This is a genomic window from Streptomyces sp. NPDC002004 (assembly GCF_053593975.1).
In genome coordinates, this window is sequence record NZ_JBSFDP010000017.1 from 102897 (window position 1) to 126609 (window position 23713).

Sequence of the window (23713 nt, forward strand, 5' to 3'; positions counted from 1 at the left end):
CGGCCGGACACGTCCCGTCAGGCGGTGTCCCGCCCGTCACGACCGGGAGGCCCGGTCATCCGGGCACGCCGCCTTCCGCGGCGGTGTGCCATCGTTCGGCGATGGCGGCGGCACGGGCGCGGTGCGCGGCGGCCTCGCCGTCGAGCCCCAGAAGACCGGCGAGTTCACCGAGGGTGTACGCGACGGGCCGGATCGCCACCGTGAAGCCGGACGAGGGCGGCTGGGCGTCGCGGTGCGGGAGCAGCGCCTCGTACAGCTCGCGGGCCCGGTCCTTCTCACCGAGCGCCACCGCCGCCATCGCGCGGAAGGTCGCGAACACCTTGAAGAAGAAATCGGTGCGCAGCGGCCCGACCCGCGCCAGGATCTCGCGTGCCTCGTCCTCCTCCCCGGCGGCACACAGCGCGGCCGCGAGCAGGTCGGCCGCCGCGGAGCCGTAGTCGTCGACCATCCTTCGTGCCTGCGGGACGACCTCGGCGAGCCGGCCCTGGCCGGCCCTGACGATCGCCGTCGCAAGGAGCAGGAATCCCTCGGCGTGCGGCGAGCCCTGCCGGGCCATGCCGGCGGCCGCCTCGGCGTACAGCCTCTCGGCGTCCTCGCCACGCCCCTCGATCGTCGCGCGCGTCGCCGACGCGGTGAGGCCGACCGCGAGCGGCCCCGGCATCCGGTAGGCCCGGGCCAGCTCCATGCACGCGTCGAGACGCTCGTACGCGCCGTCCGGATCGCCCTCGGCCGCCGCGGACGAAGCCAGCGTGAACAGGCCGTACCAGCGGAACACGGGCAGGTCGTGCTCGGTGGCCAGCGCGACGAGTTCGTCGCTCCGCACCGCCTGTTCGCCGCCTTCGCGCTCGACGTCGAGTTCGCGCACCAGTGCCGCGAGTGACCGCGCACGAAGGTGCGGATCACCGAGCGTCCCGGCGAGGGCGAGAGCCTCGTCGGCCGCCGCCCGCACCCGTGGGTTCTGCATGTCGGAGAGCTCGGCGCAGTAGGCGAGCAGCAGCCCGCAACGGTCGGCCGGCGCCAGGCCCGGCAGGTCCAGCGTCCGCTCCAGCAGCGCGACCACCGGCTCGTCGACCACACCGTAGGGCCGGGTCTGCCACGGCGTCGGCTCGGACCACGCGGTGAGCGCGCCGACCAGCAGCTCGTCGCGACCGCTGCCGGCCGCGGCCTCGATCGCGCGCTGCCGGGTCGCGCGGGCGGCCATGACGGCGCCCGTCCTCACCTGCGCGCGCAACAGTCTGCCCAGCAGGTCGATGCGCTCCGCGTCCCGGTCGTCCGTGGCCGCTTCCGGGATGCGTTCGAGGCAGTCCAGCGCCGTGGTGAGCAGGTCGGCCGCCGCATCGTGGGCATGGCGCCCCTCGGCCAGGGCGGCCGCGCGCAGACAGTACTGCACGGCCTTGGCGGCCGTCGGCGACGACGAGGCCCGCGCGAAGTGGTGGGCCAGCGCGGACACATCGGCCGAACCCAGCCGCTCCAGCGCCGCCGCGATCCGGCCGTGCATCCGTGCGACCCGCATCCCGCTCAGATCGGCGAGCAGCGTGTCCCGCACCAGCGCGTGCGTGAACCGCACCCGGCCCGGCGACGGCTCCGTCAGCAGCCCGGCGACGAGACCGGCGTCCAGTGCATCGAGCACCGCCTCCTCGCCGGTGTCCGCGGCATCCACCAGCACCTCGACCTCGGCCTCGCGCCCGGCGACGGCCGTCAGCCGCAGTACCGCGACCGATGACTCGGGCAGCCGCCCCAGCCTGCGGCGCAGCACGTCCCGCACCCCGTCCGGCACCTCCGAGAGGGCCACCAGCGCGCCCTCGGCGCTCAGCAGCCGGGCGCTCTCGCGGACGTAGAAGGGATTGCCGCCGGTGCGCTCGGTGAGCGCGGCGACCGTCTCCGCGTCCACCGGACCCGCACCCGCCGCCCGGACCACGTCCGCGACGGCGGTCCCGGACAGCCCCTCCAGCGCGACCCGCAGCGGCGCCCGCCGGGCGAGTACGGCAAGAGTGTCGGTGAGCCGGCCGTCGATCTCGTCCGGACGGTAGGCGGCCGTGACGAGGAGGGCGGTCCCCGACGGCGGCTCGGGCAACGCCGCCAGCAGGGCGAGGGTCTCCGCATCGGCCCAGTGCAGGTCGTCCAACAGCACCGCGAGTGGCCGCTCGTGCGCCACCGCCGCGAGCCACCGCCACACCGCGCGATGCAGCCGGAACCGGCCGGCGGCCGCGTCCTCATGCGTCACGCGCGCCGTACCGGAGGCGTCGTCGCAGAGCAGTGGGGCCAGGTCCTGCGCACAGTCGGGCGGGGGCGGTGCCGAGGCGGCGACGGAGCGCAGCGCCTGGACCCAGGGCCAGGCGGGCGGCGCACCCTCGGCGTCGGTGGTCCGGCCCACCACGACGAGCCAGCCGTCGGCGCGCAGACGTTCACCGAACCGGTCCAGCAGCGTCGACTTCCCCAGCCCCGCCTCACCGGTGACCAGGGCGACCCCGGGGCCTGCGGCGGCCGCGCGGGCTGCGCACTCGACCAGCCGGGCGAGGTCGGGACCGCGTCCGACGAACAGCTCCGGCTCCGCGGCGGGACGGCCCGGCGGCTGCGGATCCCGACCGGCGGGGGCCGGGCCCGGGTCCACCGGGTCGGACCCGCCCGGCGACGGATGCGGCGGTAAGTCCGCTGCGGTGCGGGGTGGTTGGGCGGGTCCCTCCGCCGGTGTGTGCGGTGCTTGGGTGGGTCCCCCCGCCGGTGCGTGGGTGAAGGCCTGCGGAGCGGTGCGCGAAGACGCGGAAGCATCCTGGGCCGTGGCCCGGGGCGCTCGGGCGGGGCTTTCCGCCGCGGTGTGCGGCTGTTGCGCCGGTACCCCCGGGGACGCCGTGCCCGGCCGTCGACCCGGCATGCCCACCGCGGCAGGAGGCTGTTGCGCCACGGTTCCCGGCGCGGTGTGCGACGCGTGCGGAGCGGTGCGCGGCCGTTGTGACGCTCCCGGTGCGTTGTGCGACGGCCGTGCGGAAGGCTCCGCCGGGGTGGCCGGCGCCCCGCGGGGCGCCTGCGTCGCACGGCGCAACAGCTCGGTGTGCCCGCCGAGGACGGCCGCTTCGAGCTCGTTCAGCGCGGGTCCCGGATCGAGACCGATCTCCTCGGCGAGCACCGCGCGTGCCCGGCGCAGCGCAGCCAGGGCGTCGGCCTGCCGGTCGGCCGCCCACAGCGCCAGCGCGTGCAGCCGCCAGCCCTCCTCGCGCAACGGCGCGTCACGGGTGAGCAGTTCGGCCTCGACGACGGCCCCGGCCACATCCGCCGACCTCAGCGCCGCGGTCACGTTCACCTCACGCGCGACCAGCCGCAGCTCGTCCAGGCGCGCGACCTCGGCGCGCGCCCAGGGCTCGTCGGCGAACTCCGCGTACGCCGGTCCCTGCCACAGCGACAGCGCCTCGCCGAGCAGACGGCGCGCGACGTCCGGCCGCCGCTCCGCCCCGTCGCGTGCCTCGCCGAGCAGCCGCTCGAACCGCCAGCCGTCGACGGCCTCGTCCGCCAACCGCAGCGCATACCCGGGCGGTGCGCTCACCAGCAGCCGCGCCGGGGTGCGCGGCGGCCGGCCGGGCTCCAGCAGACGGCGCAGATTCGACACGTACGCCTGCAGCGACGTCACCGCCTGCGCAGGCGGCGCCCCTTGCCAGATGTCCTCGATCATCCGGTCGACCGGGACGACCCGGCCGTGCGCCACGGCCAGCAGGGCGAGCACCGAGCGCTGCCGACGACCGCCGAGCGGGACCGGCTCGCCGTCCCGCTCGGCTTCCAGGGCGCCGAGCACACGTATGGACATCATCTCGCCGCACATCGTAGATGCCTTCGATCTTCGCCGGGCCCCTCCAAGCCGTCTCCAAGTGCCCTCCATGAGCCCCGGGCCAGGCTCGTCGCATGGACACCACGAACACGACCACGACACCCCGCCCGAACACCCACGAGATGGTGATCATCCATCGGGGCCTGCGCCGCGAGTCACGCCTGCTGGTCGAGCTGATCGCCGACGTGGCCCCCGGAGACACCGCCCGCGCCCGGCTCCTGGGCGCCCACTTCCGCGACTACCGGCTGGGTCTGCACAACCACCACCACGGCGAGGACGAGAACCTCTGGCCGCCGCTGCTGGCCCGTGTCGACCTCGAAGCCGACCTCGTCCTGCGGATGGAGGCCCAGCACCAGTGGGTCGCGGCCACCCTCGCGGCGGCCGAAGTCGCCGTGCCCGCCTGGGAGTCCGGGGCGGGCGAGGCCGAGCGCGACGCGCTCGTCGCCGCCCTCGCCGACCACCGGGCGGTCCTCGTGGCACACCTCGACGAGGAGGAGAGGTCCTTGCTGCCGCTCGCCGAGAGGCATCTCACCGTGGACGAGTGGAAGGCGATGGGCGAGCACTTCCAGGCCGCCACGCCCAAGCCCAAGCTGCTGTTCTTCCTGGGCATGGTCCTCGAAGACGCGGACGCGACCGAACGCCCGACGGTCCTCGGCGGGCTGCCCCTGCCCGCCCGGCTGCTCTGGTACGCCGTCGGCCGCCCGCAGTACGCCCGGCGGATGCGCCGCATCCGCGGCTGACAGCGCGCCGCACGGCGTCGTCCGCAGACCGCACAAGGGCCTCACGCCCGGAGCCCACGGACCGGCGCTGCAAGGCCGGGTGCGCTCCACGGCGCGCCCTTCCTCTCCCGCCCCACCGGGCCCGCCCCACCCACCCTTTCCCACGAAGGACTGATCAGCCATGAAGCGTCTCGCCACCATCCTCGCCGTCCTGGGCGGCGTGTTCATCATCTACATCGGTCTCCGCTTTCTGCTCGCCCCGCAGTCGGCCGCGTCCGACTTCGGCGTCCCGACGTGGCCCGAGCACCAGGGCACCGCGTTCCTCGCCGTCAAGGGCGTCCGTGACATCGCCACGGGCCTGGTCGTGCTCGCGCTGCTGCTGACCGGTCACCGCAGGGCCCTCGGATGGGCGATGCTGGCGATCGCCTTCGTACCCGCGGGGGACATGGTCGTCGTGCTGAGCAGCCACGGTTCGGCCGCTGCCGCGTTCGGCATCCACGGGTTCACCGCCGCACTCGTCGTCCTGACCGCCGCGCTGCTCCTGCGCGAACGCCCGCCCGCCGTCGCCTGACCCGACACGCCACGTCGCCCACGCACGGGGGCGGCCGGGGCGGGAGACCGGACGCCGGTCTCCCGCCCCGGCCGTCCCCTCGTCGTCCGTACGCATCCCATGGCGATGAACGGGACGACCGGCCCGCGCGTACGAAACGCCGGGCCACGAGCGCGGGGTCCGGGCCGCCGCGCAGTACGCCGCTCAGATTGTTGTCAGCCACCCGCCAGGCGGGATCGGGTTCCGGGCCGTCGTCGGAGATGTCGATGTTTTCGCTCATGAGTCAGCGGCCGTCGTGGTGGCCCGCGGTTTCCTCGCAGCGCTCCGCCCCCGCCCCGGGGGACGCGCCACCGTGGCGCGGCCGTGAGGACACGGAGGGCGGTGCCACGCAGCGGACGGACGGTGCCGGGGGCGTGGGCGGAGCCGCCGGGCAGCGGGGCCGACGGTCCGCGGCACTCCCGTGGTGGTTCCGGCGGTGGGGGGTCGGGCTTGCGGCGGCGGCGCTGCTCGCCGAGATGGCGGTCGCGATGGTCACGACGGCCGTGCAGCAGACCCCGACCATCGACGAGCCCGTGTACATGGGTACGGCGGTTGTGTACACGCAGCAGCACAGCCTGCGCTACAACCCCGAGCACCCGCCGCTGGGCAAGCTGATCATCGCGGCCGGACTGCTGTTCGCCCATCCGCACCTCGACCGGGGCTTCTCCGGCGACCAGGGCGCCCTCGGGCGGCATCTGCTGTACGAGTCGGGCAACGACCCGCGGCGGCTCACCCTGTGGGCCCGGCTGCCGGTGATCGCACTGACCCTGCTGTTCGGGCTGGTCGTCTTCGCCTTCGCCCGTGATCTGACCGGTCCCGGCGGGGGATTGGCGGCGCTCGCCCTGTTCGCGTTCTCACCGGACGTCATCGCCCACGGGTCGCTGGCGACGCTCGACGTACCGGCGGCCGGATTCCTGCTGACGTCGCTCTGGGCCCTGTGGCGGGCCCGCCGGCGGCCGCTCCGCCACCTCCCGCTCGCCGGACTGGCCCTCGGAGCCGCCCTGGCCACCAAGATGAGTGCGCTGCCGGCGATACCCGTGGTGTTGCTTCTGGCCGTCGTGTCGTACCGACACGCCCGCCGAAGGTCCGGCCTCGGTCCGCGTGAGAGGGCGCGGCTCCTCGTGCACGGCGTCGCGGCGGCGGCCGGGGTGGCGCTCATCGCGGTCGCAGTGGTCTGGGCGGTCTACCTCGCCGTCGATCCACGGCTGCGCTGGACGGCGCCCGCCCATCTGCCGGTCGTCCACGGGCTGCGGGGTGCGGCCGCCGAGTGGCTGCCCTTCCCGAGGCCCTACGGGGACGGGATGCGGGTCCAGTTCGGCTTCGAGGACAGGACGTGGGGCGGATATCTCTTCGGCCGGCACTACCGCGGTGCGCTCTGGTACTACCTTCCGGCCGCTCTCCTGGTGAAGACACCGCTCGGCATGCTCGCGCTGTGGCTCATCGGCGCCGTCGCGCTGGTGACGGTTCCCCGGCTGCGGCCCGCCGCGGGGTACGTCCTGCTCCCCACGGCCGTACTGCTGGGCGCGGCGATGACGGGATCGCGCGACCTCGGCGTCCGGTACGCCGTGTTCGTGCCGATGTTCCTGGCCGTCGGCGGGGCCGCCGTTCTCGTCCTCCGGCGGCGCTGGGCACCTGTGGTGACGTCCGCGATGGTCCTGTTCGTCGCGGTGAGTTCACTGCTGACGTACCCGTACTACCTGCCCTACTCCAACGAGGCGTTCGGCGGGCCGGCGCAGACGCACCTGCGGTTGCACGACTCGAACGTCGACTGGGGCCAGGACCTCGGGCGGCTGGCCGACCGGCTGCGGCGGCGTCACCCGCACGACAGGGTCTGGCTCGTGTACAAGGGCAGTGGCGTGCCGTCCGCGTACGGCATCCACGCCTCCGACCCGCGCAAGGTGCCCCCGCGCATGGTGCACGGTCTGCTGGTGGTGTCGGACTCCTCGATCGTCAAGGGCGGCCGCCGGCTCACGGCACTGATCGAGGGGAGCAGGCAGATCGACGAAGTCGGCCATTCCATCACGATCTACCGCAGGCCGTGAGGGGAAGAGGTCCATTGCGCGGCGACCGCCGTCCGCGGCCCGGCGCGGTCCCCGTACGCTTCCCGGGCGCGTGGCGCCGGCCATTGAACGAAAGCCGCCGGTGAGCCGTACCAGTCCACGGCGGCCCCACCGTGCCGGTTAGGCCCGCCGCGCCACCAGCGGGCTTCACGTGGAAGGAATGTCGGGTTGTCGCTCACCTCGAGCTCTCGTCAGCAGCCGAGCACGGAAAAGGCACCCACGCCGGAGGACCCTGCCGAGGCCGGCCCTCCGCAGGAGACGCCTCCCGGCGGAGCCGCCGGCGCGGAGGGCGCCATGAACACCGAAGGCGCCGTAGACGCCACCCCCGACGGGAACCCGGAGACGGCGGACACCGTCCCCGAAGGGGAGGACGCCGCGGAAGACGGCGAGGCCACCCCCGGCGCGAACGGGGCGGCCGATGACGGCACCTCCGACGCAGCCACGGCCGCAGCCACCGCCACGGCGGAAGCCGGCCCCGGTACCAAGGACGAGGAAGCAGCGGGGGACGCACCCGTGGATGCGCAGGGCACGCCCGGAGGCGCTGCCCCCGATGCCAAGAGCTTGTCCGCAGGCTCCGCTTCGGATACCGAGGTTGTGTCCGCAGGCTCCGCTTCGGGTGCCGCGAGGGTGTCCGGAGACACCGCCTCGGCCACGGAACAAGCAGCCGACGGCACTGCCCCCGACGCGGGTGGGGCCACCGCGAGCAGCTCCCCGGACACGTCCGGCACAGGCGGCAGTTGGCGGGACCGGTACCCGGCCGTGGCCCGAACGGCCGGGCTCGTCGCCACCGGCGCGGCCACCGTCCTCGTGCTCTGCGCCTTCCTGCTCCCCAACTCGCTGCCCTATCTGAAGCCCAGCACCTTCGTGCGACTGCCCGTGGAGGCGATACTCGCCGCCGCGGCGCTGCTCGCGCTGCGGTCCCGGGCCAGGCGGACGGTCGCGGTGCTCCTGGGGCTGGTACTCGGCCTGCTCACTCTTGTGAAGCTCATCGACATGGGCTTCTACTCGATCCTCGACCGGCCCTTCGACCTGATGCTCGACTGGCCCCTGCTCGGCGACGCCGAGTCGGCCTTCCGGGACTCGGCGGGCCAGACGGCCGCCACCGGCGCCGTCATCGGAATCCTCGTCCTTGCCCTCGGACTGCCCGTCCTCATGGTCTTCTCGGTTCTGCGGCTGACCCGGCTCATGGCCCGGCACCGGGTCGCTGCGACCCGTACCACCCTGATACTCGGCACGGTGTGGATGACCTGCGCCGCGCTCGGCGTCCAGGTCATCGGCTCGCCGGTCGCGTCCAGGAACGTGGCCGCGCTCGTCGAGGACCGGGTGGGCCAGGTGCGCGCCGACATCAAGGACAACGCGGCGTTCGCCAAGGCCGCGGCACACGACGACTTCGCCCGGACCCCGTCCGACCAGCTGCTGACCGGGCTGCGCGGCAAGGACGTGATCTTCGCCTTCATCGAGAGCTACGGCCGGGGCGCGGTCGAGGACCCGGGGATGGCGCCGGGGGTCGACGCGGTGCTTGCGAAGGACACCGAGCGGCTGCGCGCCGCCGGATACTCCACCCGCAGCGCCTGGCTCACCTCACCCACGTTCGGCGGGGGGAGCTGGCTGGCCCACTCGACCTTCATGTCGGGCCTGTGGATCAAGGACCAGCAGCGGTACCGCACCGTGACCTCGAGCAGCCGGATGAGCCTCACCGACGCCTTCAAGCGCACCGGCGCCTGGCGGACGGTCGGCATCATGCCCGGCGTCCGACGGTCCTGGCCGGAGGCGAAGTTCTACGGCCTCGACCACGTCTACGACTCGCACCACCTCGGCTACCAGGGCCCGAACTTCAGCTGGTCGCGCATGCCCGACCAGTACACCCTCTCGGCCTTCCAGCGGCTGGAGCACGGCAAGCGGCACGACAAGCCCCTGATGACGGAGGTCATCCTCACCTCCAGCCACGAGCCCTGGGCGCCCCTGCCGAAGACGCTCGGCTGGGACCAGGTCGGCGACGGCTCCGTCTACAAGGGGATCGCGAAGGCGGGCAAGGACCCGAAGCAGGTGTGGAAGGACGCCTCCCAGGTGCGCACCGAGTACGGCCGTTCCATCCAGTACTCGGTGAACAGCCTCGTGTCGTACGTCGAGAAGTACGGGAACAAGAACACGGTCCTCGTCTTCCTCGGCGACCACCAGCCCGCCCCGATCGTCTCCGGTGTGCACGCCAGCCGGGACGTGCCCGTCGCGATCGTCGCCCACGATCCGGCCGTGCTGGACCGGATGTCGGGCTGGAAATGGCAGAGCGGGCTCAAGCCCGGCCCGCAGGCCCCCGTCTGGCGCATGGACACCTTCCGCGACCGCTTCCTGACCACCTACGGCCCGCAGGCCGGCTCCAGCCCGTCGAAGCGGTCCTCGGGCTGAACGTCCTGCGGGCACGTGGTGCTCCGGCCGGCGGTCAGCCGGTTCCGCGGGGCAGCGTCAGCCCCTGCACGTCGGGCAGGCCCGTCCAGTCGTTGGAGACGATGCTGGCGTGGGCCGCCGCGAGCCGGGCGACGCGGGCCCGGGCGTCGGCCGGGGCGGGGTTCCTGTCGTCGAGTGCCGGGGCGACGCTCTGGGCGCCGGTCATGACGAGGAGATAGTGGCGGGTGTCGTACCAGGCGGTGTCGATGGTTCCGTCGACGTAGGCGGTCGCGTCGCCGTCGAACACCACGAACCAAGGGCGGAGCGAGGCGTCCTTGTAGCGTGAACGGGGGTCGCCCGCCTGGGCCTTGTGAACCGTCGGGAAGATCTGCGCCTGGCCGATGTGTCCGCTCGCCCGGAGGTCACGCAGGTAGCCCGCGTACTCGGCGTCGGTCCACAGGGAGTCGGTGGGGTTGGCCTCCTCCACGGTGCCCGGGATGACCTGGAGGACGACCTTCCCCGCGAGCTGTGCGCGGGTCGGCCAGTTGCCCGCGACCGCGGCCTCGTCGAGGGTGGCGTACTGGCCGCCGCCGGGCTTCGCCAGCAGGTCCGCGGGGCGGAAGACGGCCGAGCCCAGGTGGGCGCTGATCGCGCGGTCCAACTGGGCGGGACCGAGGCCGTACTGGGCCTGGAAGCCCGCCTTCATCTCCAGCTTGATCATCAGCGGTCCGCGGCCGGGGTGGGCGGCCAGCCAGACGCGTACGTCGTCCAGGCAGCTCTCCAGGTTCTTGTTGGCGCTGCCGCTGTAGAGCTGGGCCGGGGTCGAGGCGTTGACGCAGTTGTTCTTGTTGCCCAGCGGGTTGGAGTGGCTCACCTTCCACTCCTTGGTGATGAAGTCGTCCCACACGTCGATCTCGACCATCGAGGTGCCGGTGTCCAGCGCCTGCGCCAGATACGTGAACGAGGCCGGGTCGTAGGCGTTGTGCAGTCCGGAACCCGTCGCCCCGGACAGCGGCAACGACTCCGTCCCGGCCGCCGACGCACCGGCGGCGGGGACGGTCAGGAGCAGTGCGAAGCAGGCGGCGAATACGCCGAACAGCGTCGTACGCCGGCTCCTGGATAAGGGTCTGGGCCGTGGAGAGCGCATGATTCCTCCTCGTGGGGGGTCGTCGGGCTCGGCCGACATGGTCAGCGCCACACACTAATGGGCGCAGACATGACAAATACCGGGTCCGGCGATTCTCATGGCGCTCTCACAGCAAGCCCGGTGGCCCGCAGCGGGCCACCGGTACTCCTTCTTCCCCCGCGCGTCGAGGCCCGGCCGACGGACCCGAGGGCGCCCGCCCCGGCCGGGCGGGCACGGTCCGAACGGCGGCCGACCCGGCGCCCGTACGGCACGCGTACCGGGCCCGGTCCCCCTGTATGCCGGTGCGGACCGCAGGTGCGGTCCCGCAACTCACCCCACCGTCGGTGCGACGGTCTCCGGGGCGGGAGTGTCCTGCGCAGGAGTGTCCTGCGCGGGCGGAGTGAGGACGACCGTGGGCGCGCCCTGCGAGGGCGGCGGCGGAGTCATGCTCTCCGACGGCAGCGTCGGGCTCGCCGTCTCCTGGTTGAGGACCGAGTCGAAGTCGACCAGGCCGGTCTTCTCCAGCACCGTGATGTGGTCGAGCACCGTGTCGTTGGCCTGGTCCGCGAGCTGGCGCACCAGCGAGTTCTTGGTCGTGGCCCGTATCTTCGCGACCGCCGGGAAGATCTGGCCGTGTGTCACCCGCAGGATGTTGGCGAGGTCCGTGTCGAACTTCTTGCCGCTGTCCGAGGCCAGCGTCGCCACGAACCCCTGCTGCTGAGGACTGGCCTGATTGGGCAGCCTGATGCCCAGCTGGGGCGCTATCGCACGGCAGGTGGCATCGAGCCCGGCATGGCCGTCGATGAGATGCCGGCCGGCTGTCCTGACCGCCTCGGTGGTGCCCTTCTGGAGGGCCATCTGGCCTGCGGGGTACTCCCACAGGCCCGCCGACCGCACCTTGACGACGAAGTCCCGGTCCGCCTCCGTCAGCGGACCGTACGGGGTGTCCGCGATGACGCGCGACGGGGAGTCGGTCGTGTTCTGCACACCGAGCATCAGCGGGTAGGCAAGCGCGGCGGCGGTCAGCGTCATGGCTCCGACCACCATGCCGGTGCCCGCCATGCTGCGTGAAATGTACATTGTCTCTCCTTGCACGGGCCCCACCGCAGAGGTGGGCCTCAGCTGCCCGATGGTGCCGTGAACCGCCTCAGTCGGAGAAGTCCTGAGTCAGCCAGACCGTGCCCTGCGCGTTGCGGTGGACGCTGATGCCGACGTGGTGGAACGTCGTGCTGAGGATGTTCTGACGGTGGCCGTCGTTCGGGGGCTTCTCGTCCAGCATCGACTGCGTGAGGCCGAGCGCGGCGTCCGCGATCTGCTGCGTGGCGGATCCGGACGACGCCTGGCCGATGTTCTCGCCCGCCGCTCCCCACTGCACACCGTGGGCCGTCTCCCGCTCGCCCAGGGCCGCTTCGCCCGCACACTGGTGGGACAGACCGCATCCGTCGTCCATCGCCGAGTTGTGCGCCGCCGCGCTGCGGACCAGGCCCGATCCCATCGTGTAGGCGGGCAGCCCGTGCTCGGCGCGTGCCTTGTTGATGAGGGCGAGGACCTGCTGCGCCGGGTCGTTGCTCGTCCGGGGCCGGGCGGTCGGGGTGCTCGGCCTCGGACGGGACGGGGTCGCGGTGGCCCGGGTCTCGCGGCTCACCACGACGCTCTTCGTCCGGCTCGGCGTGGCGGTGGGATCCGCGGAAGGAGAGTGCGAGGGCCGGGACGCAGTCGGCGTCGGCGTCGCGTCGGGACTGGTTGCGGCCGTCGAGGTCTTGGCCAGCGGCGCGGCAGGTGCGCTCGTGTTGCTCTTGCTTCCGCCGGGGGAGGCGAGCGCTATGGAGAGGGCGGCTGCCGCCGCGGTGGCGGTCACCGCGGCGCCTCCGGCGACCGCCACGGCCCCCCGGGGCCGGCCCCGCAGCGCGCGATGTGCGCGGTGGGCGCCCGGCCGCCGCCCGCCGGCGCGGTGCGAGACGGGAGACGCGGGTCGCGGCGCCATGTCGGCCACCTGGTCGAAGGCCTGGCCGGGATCGCCGAGTTCGGCCGCCGAGGCGACGGTCTCGCCCTGGAAGCCGTTGGATATGAGCCACGCCAGACCCGATGTCGCGGGGACCAGGCCGAGGCCGACGAGCAGTCCCTCGGCGGGCACCAGGCCGGACCAGTGTCCCGAACAGGCGACACAACCGCGTGCGTGCCGGGCGACGCGCTTGCGCCACAGCGCGGACGGAACGCCGTCCCAGTGGCCGAGCATCCCCCGCAGCTCCTCGCACAGGGGCTGGGTCGACAGGGCTCGCACCACGACCCGGGCGGTCTCCAGCTGGGTCTTCATCCGCTGCACACGAACCGCCGTGTGCTGCACGGACTGTTCCATGGCGGCGGCCACCTCGGCGCGGGTGAGTTCGCCCGCGGCCTCCAGCCACCACAGCGACAGCAGGGCGCGGTCGTCCTCGTCGAGCCAGCGCGTCGCCTCGGCGACCTCCCGGCGCTGACCGGACAGCCCGAGACGGATGATCGTCAGATCGACGAAGTCGGCGCCGGGATCGGCGATATCGGCCGCTTCGTCCATACCTGCCCCGGTAGGTACCGGTTGGCCGCCGCGCCAGTGCCGACGTATCTCGTTCATCGTCACGGCCACCAGCCAGGAGCGGAACCCGTCGGGGCGCTGCAGGCTGCCCAGATTGTGCAGAACCCGCAGCATCGTCTCCTGGACGACGTCATCGACATCGGCGTGACCCTGGAGCGCACGTCCGACGATGTTGTACACCAACGGCAGGTAGGTGGCGACCAACTCGTCCTGCGCCCACTGGTCCCCAGTCTGCGCGGCCGCGATGACCGCGGCCTCGTGTGACGTCATGTCCATCCCGGCTCCCTGTCGAACGTCTTTGCGCGCTGTCGATAGGGGAGACCCTGCCAGGCAGGTGCGGATAACAGAAACCCGGAAAATTTTTTGCGCTGCATCTCACGGCGGCCGGATCGAGGGCGCCCTCACGGGCCGAACGCGTCTGCCTCCAGGGCGTGAACGAGCCGGACTTCGCGGGCCTGACGCGCCTGCCCTCAGGGCGGGGGCGGGCCTGTCTCGATGCCGGGGCGAGTCCTCGGTCACGGCCGGGACGAGCGGTTGCGGCGATGGCCGGGGGAGCCCTGCCGCCACGGCAGGCCCGCATCCGCTCCCGGGGGTGACGAGGGGCGCTGCGCGGGCCGCGCTCCTCGGGTCGCTCAGCGCACCGACGCGGCCGGCGGACGCTCGCGCAGCGCGCCGTAGCCGATGAAGTACGCGGGCACGCGGCCCAGCCACCGTGAGGTGGTGAGCAGTTCGGCCGCGCGCTGTGCCCGCCGGGCGTCGCCGAACGGCGGACGCCCCGACAGCACGGGCTCGATGACCCGGGCGTGGGCCAGGCGTTGCAGAGCCTGCGTGGCGGCCGTCGTCGGCCATCGGCGGCGCTGGACGGCGCGTACGTCGCTCAGACCGACCCGGCCGGCACGCAGCGGCTCGACGAGATACCGGGCGGCAGCCACGGCGTCCTCGACGGCGAGGTTGATGCCGATGCCGAAGACGGGGGACATGGCGTGCGCCGCGTCGCCGATGCACAGCAGTCCCGGGCGGTGCCAGCGCGCGAGGCGGTCGAGCCGTACGTCGAGCATCTTCACCTCGTCCCACGACCGCAGTGCGTGCACCCGGTCCGCGAGCCATGGCACGGCGGCCGCGAAGTCCGCCATGAACCGGTCGATGCCCGCAGCGCGGCGCTCGGCGTCGGTCCCCTTGGGAATCAGCGTGGCGCACTGCCAGTAGTCGCCCCGGTCGATCATGGCGGTGAGGAACCGCTCGCCGGCGCCGCCCACCAGCCCGCGTGGGTCGCCGTCCCGCCGCGGCAGCCGGAACCACCAGGCGTCCATGGGGCAGGCGAAGTGGTGCAGGCCCAGTTCGGGCCGCGAGCGGGCCTGCGAGCCGCGGCCGTCGCAGGCGACCGTGAGGGTGGCCCGCAGTTCACCGGTGCGGCCGTCGGAGGTGCGGTAGCGCACTCCGGTGACGCGACCTCGCTCCGTCAGGAAGGACGTCGCCTCGGTGTTCATCCGCAGGGAGAAGGACGACTCCCTGCGCGCCTCGTCGGCGAGCAGGTCGAGCAGGTCCCACTGGGGCACCATCGCCACGTAGTTGTACGGGCCCGGCAGCACGCGCAGGTCGGCGACCGTCACCAGCGAGCCGTCCGTACCGAGCGGCAACTGGACCGTCGTCACACGCCGCTGCGGCAGACCGGCGAACCGCTCGGCCAGACCGAGGTCGTCCAGCAGCGCCAGGGTGGACGGATGCACCGTGTCCCCGCGGAAGTCGCGCAGGAAGTCGCCGTGCTTCTCCAGCACCGTGACCGCCACGCCCGCCCGGGCCAGCAACAGGCCCAGCACCATCCCGGCGGGACCGCCGCCCACCACGCAACACGTGGTCCGCTCCATCGCAGCCCTTCCCTTCGCCGACGGTGCCGGATCATCGGCACCGGGCTCATGCCCTCACGACCATTTAAGTCCGCGGCGGGCCGGAGTGGCGCGCCGCGCGGGAGGGGGGAGCGGCCCCGTCGAGGCGTATGGGGCGGCGGCACGGCGACCGCCCGCCGGCGGGCGACCGGGCGTATGAGCACGGTGCGGCACCGCGCCGTCACGGGCCGCGGGGCGGCTCCGTCGGGAAGGAGGAGGTCAGGAGTGCTGACTGCGGGAGGCGTCGTCGCGCTCCGCGCGCTTCTCCTTGATCCGCACGGTCTCCTTGCGTACCTCGGCCTGCGTGGCGCGTTCCTTCCGCAGCCACTCGGGGGAGTCCTGCTTCAGGGCCTCGATCTGCTCCGTGGTCAGCGGCTCGGTGATGCCGCCGCGCGCGAGACCCGAGATGGAGATGCCCAGCTTGGCCGCGACGACCGGGCGCGGGTGCGGACCGTTGCGGCGCAGCTCCAGCAGCCACTCCGGCGGATCGGCCTGCAGTGCGTTGAGCTCGTCGCGCGTGACGACGCCCTCCCGGAACTCCGCGGGGGTGGCCTCGAGGTACACACCCAGCTTCTTCGCCGCGGTCGCGGGCTTCATGGTCTGGGTGTTCTTGTGCGACGTCATGGGGTCAAGGGTATCCAGCGCGCGCACCTGCTCCGACCAGGCCCGGTAACCTGGGCAGGTGACAGGCGCGGAAGACACCTCATCGTTTCGGCTCGCATACGTCCCCGGTGTGACCCCGGCCAAGTGGGTGCGGATCTGGCAGGAGCGCCAGCCCGGCATCCCCCTCGACCTGGTCCAGGTGACCGCCGCCGAGGCGCCCGACGTGCTGCGTCGCGGCGGTGCCGACGCGGGGTTCGTCCGGCTGCCGATCGACCGGACGGATCTCAGCGCCATCCCCCTGTACACCGAGACGACGGTGGTCGTGATCCCCAAGGACCACGTCATCGCCGCCGTCGAGGAGGTGTCGGCCGAGGACCTGGCGGACGACGTCGTCTTCCATCCCCTCGACGACACCCTGGACTGGGAGCGTCCCCCCGGCCGGCCCGCGATCGAGCGCCCCGCCACGACGGCGGACGCCATCGAGCTGGTGGCGGCGGGCGTGGGACTGCTCGCGGTCCCGCAGTCGATCGCCCGCCTGCACCATCGCAAGGACCTCGTCTACCGGCCGGTCACCGACGCCCCTCAGTCGCGCGTCGCGCTGTCGTGGCCCGAGGACGAGACCACCGACATGGTGGAGGACTTCATCGGCATCGTCCGCGGCCGGACGGTCAACAGTTCGCGGGGCCGTCGCCCTGCTGCCCCGGAGCAGCCCAAGGGCAAGCGCTCGGAGGCCGGCGGCGCACAGCGCAAGGCCTCGGCCGGCAGCGGCAGGACGGCACGCAGGACTCCGCGGAGCGGCTCCGCAGGCTCGAAGGGCGGCGGCAAGAAGGGCAAGCCACGCCGCCGGTCGTGACCCTTCCCGCGCCGGGGCTCACTCCGTCCCGTCCTCCATCAGCCGCTTGAGCGCGGCCAACCGCCACGAGGAGACCGAGGGCCGGCGGTAGCCGGATCGGTGCCGGGCGGGCTCGCGTCCGGCGGGACGCCCGGGTGCGTACGGCTTCCGACGGAGCGAGGGCGCCGGGCGCGCAGAGCGGGCCGGACGGCACGGTGTGCCCGGCGGTGGCCGACGTGCTCGGCGTGCTCGGCGTGCGAGGCCGTGCGGCATGCACCGCGCGCGTACGGGTCGGCGACTTCGCGGGCCACGAGGCGAGGGTGGCCCTGCCGGGGCCGTGGGAGGCCGCCGGCCGGGTTTCGCCCTTCGTCCCCTGGGTTGCCCACGCGCAGGCCGGACGGGACCCATGAGCTGTGTGCGGGTGCGGGTGCGGGTGCGGGTGCGGGTGCGCGGCAGCATGACCTGCGCGCGGGGGTACGCCGCGCCGCGGAATCAGCCCCAGACCCGCGAGTACTCGCGACGGTAGCTCCTGCGGTCCTGGGCCGACCGGATCCAGCGGCCCGCCACCAGCGCGGCGAGGCTCACGGCGATCACCGCCAGACCTGTCGGCAGCGTCCACGGACCGAACACGCCCTCCAGGGAGAGGGAGTCCACCGGCTGCGGCGCCACTGCTCCGGAAGCCGCGCGAGCCGGGCCCGTGCCGGCGCCGCCGCCCGCGCCGTCCGCCCCGGCACCGGCGAGCCGTACGCCGAGCGCCTCCATCGCCTTCGTCGCCGGCTGGAAGTACGTGACCCCGCCCTTGGTGCAGTCGCCGTTGCCTCCCGACGTCACCCCGAGGGCCGCGTTCCTGGCGAACAACGGTCCGCCGCTGTCGCCGGGTTCGGCGCACACCGTGGTCGCGATGAGGCCGGTGACCGTGCCCTCCGGGTAGTTCACCGTCGCGTTCAGCGCGGTGACCCGCCCCGAGTGCACCCCCGTGGTGCTGCCGCTGCGGAAGACCTCCTGCCCGACGACGGGATCGGCCACGGCCGTCATCCGCACGCCCCGGCCGCCGCCGACGTCCACCACGGTGTCAGCCCCGTCGGCGGCGCCGTTCGCGTAGGCGATCAGGGAGAAGTCCGTGCCGGGAAAGTCGTCGGCCACCGTGGTGCCCAGTGTCTCGGCACCCTCGGCGTCCTTGAACCAGACGGTGCCACGGGGCCCGCAGTGCCCGGCCGTCAGGATGAAGCTGCGCCGCCCGTCGGTCACGTCGAAACCGGCGGAGCAGCGTCCGTCACGGGCGAAGACGGGCGCGCCGCCGGCGAGCCTGGTCGACAACGAGCCCGGGGTGCGCTGCATATGGACGAAACCCCCGAGCCGCCCGGCCAGGTGCGACATGCGGGACCAGTCGCCGGAGGAGACCGTGCTGTCGGCCTGCACCATGACCCTGTTGGTCGCGTAGTCCACCGCCCAGGCCGTGCCCGGCACCCGGGGCGCCGCGGCGAGTGCGTCCGTGGCCGAACGCAGCCGCCGCAGACTGATCCGGACGACCTTGGCGCGCGCCCCTGCCCGTTCGACCCGGGTCGCGGCGTCGGAGTCGGTCACGGCGACGACCGGACGGCCGTCGGCGCCGATCCAGCTACCGCCGGTGCGCGTGGGGCCCAGCTGTGACACCAGACGCCCGCCCAGATCCACGGGCCGGACCGCGCCGCCCCCGGCCTGCGTCCCCGGGGCCGGCTCGACCGCCATCGCGCTCGTCACCATCAGCCCGCCGCACAGCAGCCCGCCCACGGCCGCCAGCCGCACGAACCTTCCCCGACCGCGTCGTGCACGCCTCATTCATCACCCTCACAGCCGTCCCGCCGGCACCAGCGCGATACACCGCACGGGGCGGTGCGCTCCCCCTTCCATACGCGCCGTCGTGCCGTCCCGTTCATCCGTTGGCCGATCGAAACGCAGGACCACACGGAGAGGCGGTCGATCAACGCGGGCGTGAAGTGGGCGTGGACGACGCCGAGTTCGGCGTTGCGCCGGGTGCCGATCGCTGCCCGGTCCGCCGGACGCAGAGGTGCGTGGAGCCGACGGAGGATCAGTACGGGCCCGAGATCGTGCGGCCGGCGGACGGGTGCTCGGGTGTTCCGGGGTGGTAGTGGAAGGGGCTTCCCCCGTCGTCGATCACCACCGTTCCGCTGCGCCCGGCGCTCGTCCAGCCAAGTTCCAGTCGCCACAGGACCTCGTACCGGGAGGCCGGGCTGATGATGAAGAGCTCCGGATCGCTGTTGGTCACGGTGAAGGGGAAGTCCGCAAGCGGGGAGTCGGCGCCGCGCGGTGCGTACGGGTCCGGCTGCGGCCGGAGGACCGGCCGCTCCGCGTCGAGATCGACGCTGAACCGCCGTTCGTCGAGCAGGCCCGCGTAGTTGAGGTACAGGCAGGGCCGCGGAGGTGTTGCGGACAGGATCACTGGCCGCATCCTGTGGAGGATCACGGCCTGTGCCGAGAACGCCTCCACGAGCGCTCTCACCCCGGCCGCCGCGATGAGGTGTTCGTCCTCGCCGTCCGGGCCCCCGGCGGGGATGATGAGGCCCGCCGACCGGACGTTGACGGGTTCGGCGGTCACCAGGAGCGGTGTCTCCGCAGGTGCGTGCGGGCTCTCGGGGTGGGTGTGGATGACCACGTCACGGATGGACCCCGCCTGGATGACATGGCCCGTCACATCGCCGGAGACCTGGTTGTCGACTCGTGAGGGAGGCTGTTCCTCCGGGGTCTTGGGAGACACGGGTACTCCTCCGGTGCCGTACCGACTGAGTTCGTCAGTCTCGCACCCGGAACCCTCCGGACGGCGGGGTTCCGTGATCCGTCGCGAGCGTGCGGAACCCGGCGGGCGGGTCCGGGGCGGGCCCTGTCGGGGACCGCGCCGGACGGCACCCCGGGGGCCCTCACCCGTCCCCGGACGCGGGCCCTGAGACTCCCAGCAGTTCGAGGAAGGCACCTGCGGCGGGGGACGGGCCGAACCGCGAGTGGACGAGGCGCTCGATCCGCACCGGCGCGTCCCGGATGCGCACGCACCGCACCCCCGGCAGCTCGGCGGCGAACGCGGCGGGCAGCAGCCCGACGCCCAGACCGTGGCGGACCATCCGTGCCAGCAACTCCACCCCGGACACCTCGAAGGCGACCTCCCGGTGCAGGCCGGCCGCCGCGAACGCCTCCTCGGACTGAGCCCGGGCCGCGCTTCCGGCCGCGAAGTCGACGAACAGCTCCTCGGCCAGGCGCCGGAGGTCCACCTCGTCCTCCGCGGCGAGCGGGTGCCCCGGCTCGACCACCGCCACGAGATCACCCCGGGCGAGCACATGGTCCCGTACTCCCTGGGGACGGAATCCCGGCTGCACGCCGAGGAACGCGGCGTCCAGGGCCCCGTCGCGCACCTGCTCGGCCAGCCGTTCGCTGGCGCCCGCACGGAGGCTGATCCGCACCTGGGGGTGGCGGCGGCGGTACTCCCGCAGCACGGCGGGCAGGTCGACCGCCGTCACCGTGGGGATCGCGCCGACGGTCAGCCGGCCGCGGATCTCGCCCACGGCCGCCGCCACCTCCTCGCGCGCGCGTTCGGCGGCCTCCAACGACTGCCGTGCCGCGGGCAGGAACGCCTCACCGGCCGCGGTCACCCGCACCCAACGACTCGTCCGGTCGAACAGCCGGGCCCCCAACTCCTTCTCCAGTCGGGCCACTTGGTGGCTCAGCGCCGACTGGACGACGAGGCACCGCTCCGCGGCACGGGTGAAGCTCCCGGTCTCGGCCACCGCGACGACGTAACGCATCTGCTGTAGATCCACCCATCGATCGTGATACGCGATCGATCAGATGACAAACATGTGTTGGACCGATGGACCGCGGCTCCGCGATCCTGAGGGTGCGGGGGCGCGGTGAGCCCCCGCTGCGGACACAACGGCCTGTGAGCAGGCCCTATGACCGCGGACGCCCCGGCGTCCGCGCCGGCCCTGTGGAGAGTTCCATGCGCGTCATCGCCTTCGACCACCTCGTCCTGAACGTCGCCGACGTCGAGCGCTCGCTCGCCTTCTACTGCGGCCCCCTGGGCCTGGAGCCGGTGCGCGTCGAGGAATGGCGGGCCGGCAAGGCCCCCTTCCCGTCCGTGCGGGTGAGCCCCACCACGATCATCGACATCGTCCAGGGCCCGGAGGGGGCACCGCAGGGCTCCAACGTCGACCACATCTGCCTGGTGGTGGAGCCGCTCGACTGGCAGGAGGTCATCGACTCGGGGACGTTCACGGTGCTCGACGGCCCCGGTAAGCGCTTCGGAGCCCGCGGCACCGCGCTGTCCCTCTACGTGAGCGACCCGGACGGCAACACCGTCGAACTGCGCTGGTACCCGGAGGACGCCGCGTGAGCGGATCCCCTGACGCCGGGGGCGAGTGCCGGCGCGCCCGCCCGGGGTGGCCGGCCCGTCGGAGGGCCACGTCGCCCCGCGCGGGCCGGCGGCACCTCGCTCACGTGATCTCGCACAGCACGGTCGCCACGGCCGCGACGACGGTCACCACGGCGACGGCGACCACCATGGCTCTGCCGCCCTTCGGCGCCGGTTCCGCCCCCGCCTCGTCCGGGATGCCCCTGCCGGGCGTTTCCGCCTCCGGCCCGAGCCAGTAGGGCTCCAGCAGGGACGCGTAGGACACGGGGTCATCTCCGTTGCTCTCCATACCCGGTTCAACGCGCGATCAAGAGCGGGGACACAGGGGGACGGGCGCGTCCGTCCCCGATTCCCCCTCGCGAGGGGCTTCGGCGCATGCGGGCGACCACGCCCGGGGGACGTTCAGAGACGGACGATGACCAGGGCGATGTCGTCGCGGCCTCCGCCGCTGACGCCGAGCCGGGCCAGCAGGGCGTCGGCCAGACGGTCCGTGCCGAGGACGGCGCCTGCGGCGAGCGCGTCGGTGAGCCGGCGCAGGCCGACGTCGATGTCCTCGCCGCGGCGTTCGACGAGCCCGTCGGTGTAGAGCACCAGGGTGTCGCCGGGGTCGTAGCCGATTTCGGCCTGGGGACGGGTGACATGCCGGGGACGGGCGCCGAGCGGCGGGTCGGTGGCCTGGTCCAGCAGGTCCCAGCGGCCGTCCGGATGGACCAGGACCGGAGGGGGATGGCCCGCACTGCTGTAGGAGATGCGCCGGCCCGCGGGGTCCACGACGGCCTGGAACGCGGTCGTCGCCAGAGCCCCTTCCACCGACCGCGTGTACAGGCCCAGGACCTCCACTGCCCTGGCCGGCTCGTGGAGCGTCCGCAGGGCCGCGGACAGCGCACTGCGCAGCATGCCCATGACGGCGGCGGCCTCCAGGCCGTGCCCGACGACGTCACCGACCGCGACGCCGAATCTCTCGTGCGGCAGATCGACCACGTCGTACCAGTCGCCGCACACGTTGAGCGATCCGGCGGCGGGCAGGTAGCGCACCGCGACCTTCGGGTGCCGGGCCAGGTCGGGCGTGTGCAGCATCGCCTCCTGCAGGGTGACGGCGACCTCCCGCTCCCGTGCGTGCGCCTGCCGGAGCTCGTCGTTGAGGCGCTGAAGCTCCCGGGCACGCAGATAGAGCTCGGCCTCCATCGCCTGTCTCTCGGTGAGGGGCCCGTCGGCGAGCGGGCGGGACGGGTGGGAGAGCACGAACGCGGTCACGTCCTCCACCCGGTGGATGATGTACGCCACCTGTCCGTTCGGACCGAGGACCGGGGTGTTGACGGGCGACCACCACCGTTCCTCGAACAGGTCGGGGCCTCCGGACACGGGGATGTCGTACTTCTGCATCGCCATGGTGTCCGGCTCACGCGAGCGCAGGACACGGTGCAGGGAGGCGCTCAGGTTCTGCACGCCGTCGGCGCCCGGGTCCGCCGGATTGTCGGGAAAGGCGTCGAAGATGTACAGCCCGACCAGGTTCTCCCGACGACGGCCCGTCGCCGTCAGATACGCCTGGTTGACATCGACGATCACCAGGTCCGGACCCAGGACCAGATAGGGACTGGGCGTGGCCGCGAACAACGCCCGGTAGTCGATCGGCCGTGTTGTCACATGCACTCCCGTCCGCCCTGCCGCCGTCAGGGTTGCGTGCTCCTCGTCTTCAACTATGGGACCTGTCGAGGCCGCCGTCCGGTCGGGCCGCCGCTGCGGGAGTGCAGGTCGCCGGCGCCTGCCGCTCCGGACCGCCGGGTGCGGCTACCGGGACGGCCCCCGGGTGTCAAGCCACGGATTCCCGGGGCGTGCCCGGACCGGAACGGTGGGGGTCAATGGGAGGCCAGTTCGATGGATCGGAGGACCGTTGCGGTCTCCCGAAGGGCCGAGTGGGAGAGGAGAGCTCATGAGCGCCGACCAGCCGCCGTGCGGCCCCGCATCAGGGCCTCCTCCGGGGCCCTCTTCCGGACCCCGGCCGGGTTCTCCCGGCGGGGCGTCCGAGGGAGGGGCGTCGGGACCCCCACCAGGCCCGCTTGCCGGTTTGCCCCGGACGGATCGGACCCCGCCCCCGGGCACCGGTGCGCCGTCCGGTGGAGGCGTCCCCTCCGGTGGCGGCGTGTCGTCCAGCGGCGGTGTGTCGTCCGGTGGCGCTGTGTCCCGCGATGGCGGTCCGCCGTCCGGTGGCGGTGTGTCCTCCGGTCACGGTGCGCCTTCCGGTGGCGGTACGCCCTCGGGAGACGACGGGCCGTGCGCCGTCGGTACGCCGTCCCCCGGCGGCCCGCCGTCCGATGGCGGTGCGGGCTCGGGTTTCCCGGACGTCCCGCCCGAAAGCGAGGTACCGGGCCGTGGAAGAGTACCCGGCAAGGCCCGGGAACGGCGCTGGCGGAAGTCGGTGCCGCAGGTGGCCGCGGTGACGGCCGCGGCGGTCGCAGCGCTGGTCCTGGCTCTCGCCCTCACGCAACCCGAAGGGATCGGGCATCGGCAGCAGGGTGAGGTGTTCCTGCAGTCCGCCGGGAGCGCGGGGCAGGATCCGTTCACGGAGTCGACGGTACGGGAGGGCGACGTGCCGCCGGCGGGGGCGTCGCTGCCGGGCATGCCGGCGTCGGCGGGCGACGGGACGGTGCGGACCGTCGACGGGGACACACCGGGCCTGTACGGGGGGACGCGGAGGCTGGCCAGCTGTGATGTGCCGCGGCAGATCTCCGTCCTGGGC

The 23713-nt window shown here is 73.4% G+C and carries 18 protein-coding genes; 7 read left to right on the plus strand and 11 right to left on the minus strand.

The features are described from left to right. Positions 1-55: 55 nt before the first annotated feature. Positions 56-3799: a BTAD domain-containing putative transcriptional regulator gene (locus ACWCP6_RS23990; protein WP_450934570.1), complete on the minus strand. Its 3744-nt coding sequence runs from the start codon at positions 3797-3799 to the stop codon at positions 56-58. Between the two features lie 92 nt (positions 3800-3891). On the opposite strand from ACWCP6_RS23990, the gene ACWCP6_RS23995 reads away from it, so the two are divergent. From ACWCP6_RS23995 to ACWCP6_RS24010, 4 genes are all read left to right on the plus strand, one after another. After that, positions 3892-4557, plus strand: a complete 666-nt coding sequence (locus ACWCP6_RS23995) for a hemerythrin domain-containing protein (protein WP_450934571.1) — start codon at positions 3892-3894, stop codon at positions 4555-4557. Positions 4558-4717: 160 nt separating this feature from the next. After that, positions 4718-5107 carry a DUF4267 domain-containing protein gene (locus ACWCP6_RS24000; RefSeq protein WP_450934572.1) on the plus strand — a complete coding sequence of 130 codons (390 nt, stop codon included), beginning with the start codon at positions 4718-4720 and terminating at the stop codon, positions 5105-5107. A 494-nt stretch (positions 5108-5601) separates the two neighbouring features. Then, positions 5602-7167 carry a phospholipid carrier-dependent glycosyltransferase gene (locus ACWCP6_RS24005; RefSeq protein ID WP_450934589.1) on the plus strand — a complete coding sequence of 522 codons (1566 nt, stop codon included), beginning with the start codon at positions 5602-5604 and terminating at the stop codon, positions 7165-7167. 312 nt (positions 7168-7479) lie between these two features. Then, on the plus strand, positions 7480-9588 hold the full coding sequence (locus ACWCP6_RS24010) for a sulfatase (RefSeq protein ID WP_450934573.1): 2109 nt from the start codon (positions 7480-7482) through the stop codon (positions 9586-9588). Positions 9589-9622: 34 nt separating this feature from the next. On the opposite strand, the gene ACWCP6_RS24015 is transcribed toward ACWCP6_RS24010, so the two are convergent. The 5 genes from ACWCP6_RS24015 to ACWCP6_RS24035 all read right to left on the minus strand — a co-directional run bounded on the left by ACWCP6_RS24015 (position 9623) and on the right by ACWCP6_RS24035 (position 15769). Then, complete coding sequence (locus tag ACWCP6_RS24015) at positions 9623-10714, minus strand: phosphatidylinositol-specific phospholipase C domain-containing protein (protein ID WP_450934574.1); 1092 nt, start codon at positions 10712-10714, stop codon at positions 9623-9625. Between the two features lie 309 nt (positions 10715-11023). Beyond that, a complete protein-coding gene (locus ACWCP6_RS24020) occupies positions 11024-11773 on the minus strand; it encodes a DUF4142 domain-containing protein (protein ID WP_450934575.1) in 750 nt (249 codons plus the stop codon). 67 nt (positions 11774-11840) lie between these two features. Beyond that, positions 11841-13532, minus strand: coding sequence for a sigma-70 family RNA polymerase sigma factor (locus ACWCP6_RS24025; RefSeq protein ID WP_450934576.1), 1692 nt, complete (start codon positions 13530-13532; stop codon positions 11841-11843). A gap of 362 nt (positions 13533-13894) precedes the next feature. After that, positions 13895-15127 carry an FAD-dependent oxidoreductase gene (locus ACWCP6_RS24030; RefSeq protein ID WP_450934577.1) on the minus strand — a complete coding sequence of 411 codons (1233 nt, stop codon included), beginning with the start codon at positions 15125-15127 and terminating at the stop codon, positions 13895-13897. A gap of 237 nt (positions 15128-15364) precedes the next feature. Next, a complete protein-coding gene (locus tag ACWCP6_RS24035; RefSeq protein WP_450934578.1) occupies positions 15365-15769 on the minus strand; it encodes a DUF5997 family protein in 405 nt (134 codons plus the stop codon). A 58-nt stretch (positions 15770-15827) separates the two neighbouring features. Between ACWCP6_RS24035 and ACWCP6_RS24040 the strand changes: the two genes are divergently transcribed. Continuing rightward, positions 15828-16601: a LysR family substrate-binding domain-containing protein gene (locus ACWCP6_RS24040; protein ID WP_450934579.1), complete on the plus strand. Its 774-nt coding sequence runs from the start codon at positions 15828-15830 to the stop codon at positions 16599-16601. A 471-nt stretch (positions 16602-17072) separates the two neighbouring features. Here the strand turns inward: ACWCP6_RS24040 and ACWCP6_RS24045 are convergent, their stop codons facing one another. From ACWCP6_RS24045 to ACWCP6_RS24055, 3 genes are all read right to left on the minus strand, one after another. Beyond that, the gene (locus ACWCP6_RS24045) at positions 17073-18398 is read right to left on the minus strand and encodes a S1 family peptidase (RefSeq protein WP_450934580.1); all 1326 of its coding nucleotides are present in this window, start codon (positions 18396-18398) and stop codon (positions 17073-17075) included. Positions 18399-18648: 250 nt separating this feature from the next. Further along, positions 18649-19335 carry a hypothetical protein gene (locus ACWCP6_RS24050; protein WP_450934581.1) on the minus strand — a complete coding sequence of 229 codons (687 nt, stop codon included), beginning with the start codon at positions 19333-19335 and terminating at the stop codon, positions 18649-18651. Positions 19336-19495: 160 nt separating this feature from the next. Next, the gene (locus ACWCP6_RS24055; protein ID WP_450934582.1) at positions 19496-20386 is read right to left on the minus strand and encodes a LysR family transcriptional regulator; all 891 of its coding nucleotides are present in this window, start codon (positions 20384-20386) and stop codon (positions 19496-19498) included. Between the two features lie 179 nt (positions 20387-20565). On the opposite strand from ACWCP6_RS24055, the gene ACWCP6_RS24060 reads away from it, so the two are divergent. Further along, positions 20566-20958 (plus strand): VOC family protein, encoded by a 393-nt coding sequence (locus tag ACWCP6_RS24060; protein WP_450934583.1) that lies wholly within the window; start codon positions 20566-20568, stop codon positions 20956-20958. 100 nt (positions 20959-21058) lie between these two features. On the opposite strand, the gene ACWCP6_RS24065 is transcribed toward ACWCP6_RS24060, so the two are convergent. Both ACWCP6_RS24065 and ACWCP6_RS24070 read right to left on the minus strand, forming a co-directional pair. Then, on the minus strand, positions 21059-21241 hold the full coding sequence (locus tag ACWCP6_RS24065) for a hypothetical protein (RefSeq protein WP_450934584.1): 183 nt from the start codon (positions 21239-21241) through the stop codon (positions 21059-21061). Between the two features lie 137 nt (positions 21242-21378). After that, positions 21379-22620, minus strand: a complete 1242-nt coding sequence (locus ACWCP6_RS24070; RefSeq protein WP_450934585.1) for a PP2C family protein-serine/threonine phosphatase — start codon at positions 22618-22620, stop codon at positions 21379-21381. A gap of 790 nt (positions 22621-23410) precedes the next feature. On the opposite strand from ACWCP6_RS24070, the gene ACWCP6_RS24075 reads away from it, so the two are divergent. After that, a partial coding sequence (locus ACWCP6_RS24075) for a DUF6777 domain-containing protein (protein ID WP_450934586.1) occupies positions 23411-23713 on the plus strand: 303 nt, incomplete at its 3' end.